Origin of the sequence: Mariniflexile sp. HNIBRBA6329 (assembly GCF_043558645.1) — a bacterium.
Lineage (GTDB): Bacteria > Bacteroidota > Bacteroidia > Flavobacteriales > Flavobacteriaceae > Mariniflexile.
Genome location: NZ_JBIFXS010000034.1, coordinates 1 through 2,343, shown reverse-complemented (window position 1 = coordinate 2,343; position 2,343 = coordinate 1). Strand labels below are relative to the sequence as shown.

The window sequence follows — 2,343 nt, the reverse complement described above, 5'->3', positions numbered from 1 at the left end:
TCCATAAAAATACCCTCAAATAGTGTCTAACTTTTTGGGGGCACTTCAAAATCCGCGAGGATTTTCGTAAGTAGGCTCGTACCAAGCAATTAATTTTATACGTTGTTGTGTGGCGTATTTTTTTTCAGATGTTCAAAATCCGAATTCGTTAATATTTTTATTTTACTATTCTTTTTTACATTCAATTCGTGAACCTTTTGGATTTTTGACCAGCCAAAATCTGCTCCGATAATAATATAGTCCAATTTACTGCTAATTCCAGATTTTATTATTCCTCCATTTTCCTCAATAAAATTCTTTGCAGTTCGTCTGTCAGTCGTTATTTCTCCAGTAAAAATGAAAGCTTTGTCTTTAATCTCAATTTTTTCTATTTCTCCTTTGTCAAGTGAATATTCTTGAACGTAATCAAGGTTTTGGTTTTTGACTTCTGCTGTTTCTTTTTTACGCTTTATTTTTTCCTTAATTTCTTTTTCGCTTAAAGTTCTTACCAAACTTTTATAATCTGGATAAATTTCGGCAAGCTCTCCAAAAACGTAAGCACAGACTTTTGCATCTTCTTCAGGATTATGTTTGTCGATATATTCAATGTCAAATTTGTCCGCTAATTCAGATAGCTTTTTTGGATTTCCTGATTTTTCGGCAAGTTGCATTGTGTCCAAGTACTCAATTTCGTAACCTGAAATTTTATAATGTTCAAAAAGGTTTTTTAAAACACTTAAATCCATACTTGCATTATGGAACACAATTAAGTTTTGATTAAAATATTTTGAAAGTTCAGATTCCCAAAGTTCCTCGAAAGTCATTGCATAATCAACATCTTCGGCAGTAATTCCGTGAATTCCAATATTTCGACTTGAAAACTGTTCCGATTCGGGTGGTTTTATGTGAAAACTTGTTTGATAAGCAACTCTGTCATTTTTTATAAATACCAAACCTAAAGCACAAGCACTAATTCGGTTTTGGTTTGCAGTTTCAAAATCGATTACAATATGGTCAAATTTACTGTCAAAATATTCTGGAAAACTATGAGGATTTTTAAATTCCGATGTTGTTGTTTTTTGCTTTATTGCTCTTTCGTAGTGTGGTTTAAATTCAATTCCGTTTGACTTTGCTTTTTCATACCATTTTTGCAAATGAGGTGCAAAAGTCAATTCCACAAAGTTGTAGAATAGAAATTCATTTTCGGTTTGAGGATTTATTCCGCTAACTGAAATTTCAATCGGATTTTCTATTTTTTCTTTTTTCTTGAACCAATTAAACATTCTCTTTTATCTTGATTTTCGTTGGTTTGGTGATATGACACACAACGGTTTGTATAAACTGCGTTTTTAATGCAGTTTATACGTTGTTGTGTACAGTATTTTTATTCGTAAATTTTATTATATTCAGTTTCTTTACCGTCTGTTGTTAAAATCAGTTTTTTAGAATTCAAGTATTTCAATTCTGGAATCCAGTTTCCATACAAATAGGTGTGTTTAAGTTTAAATCCGTTTTCGTGTTTTATAATTTCTACGAATGAGTGATTATCCTCAATAATTATTTCTTCTCCGTTTTCTGCTGGTTCAAAATCTTCTAAATTTCCTTTTCCGTTCTCAAACCAATAGTGATAAACAGTTTTAGAGTCCGACTTATTTATTTTCCATTTTCCACTCAAATATGATTTCACTTCTTGTTCCGATTTACAACACTTTAATTGCTGTCCGAGTAAAGTCACAGGTAAAAAAGTCAATATTAAAATCAGTATTTGTTTCATTTTAGGATTTCGTGGATATTGTACACAACGTTAAATGTATGGAAAGTTGCGTGTTTGAGTGCGAGGATTTTCCGAAGGAAAATCAGAAGCATGCAAACAAAGCAACTCACATTGGTTTAGGTAAAACTAGCAATTTTTTATACATATTGTTAGCGCACGTTTACTTTTTTTCTTACATTTTTGTTTTATGCGCAAAAATATGGCGTGACTAATTATTCTTTTTCCAGTAAAAGTTGCGTTTGCGATATTTAGCGAAGCTTCTTTTTCCTTTATACAGGTTTAGATATGCCGCTTAGAAAGTCAGTCGCACGTAATATTTGCGTTTTGATTGGCAAAAGTCAGAAGTTTAGAGAAGGAGTGAAGTCAGTTGAGTATGGTTTTAAGAACTATTTTTAGACCACTTTTTTTGTGATTTTTTTGACTTTAGTGCGCTTTGTGAGAATGGGCGCTAACGTTTGGTATATGGAAAGTTGCGTGTTTGTGTGCGAGGATTTTCCGAAGGAAAATCAGATTCAAGCAAACGAGCAACAAACTTTGGTTTAGCTAAAACTAGCAATTTTTTATATACTGTGTTGTACACTGGCTTTTAT

General features: G+C 32.0%; 2 protein-coding genes. Both read right to left on the bottom strand.

The window, feature by feature from the left end:
• Positions 1-95: 95 nt before the first annotated feature.
• On the bottom strand, positions 96-1,262 hold the full coding sequence (locus tag ACGK9U_RS16055; RefSeq protein WP_394467571.1) for an exonuclease domain-containing protein: 1,167 nt from the start codon (positions 1,260-1,262) through the stop codon (positions 96-98).
• A 101-nt stretch (positions 1,263-1,363) separates the two neighbouring features.
• Positions 1,364-1,753 carry a hypothetical protein gene (locus ACGK9U_RS16050; RefSeq protein ID WP_394467570.1) on the bottom strand — a complete coding sequence of 130 codons (390 nt, stop codon included), beginning with the start codon at positions 1,751-1,753 and terminating at the stop codon, positions 1,364-1,366.
• Positions 1,754-2,343 lie beyond the last annotated feature (590 nt).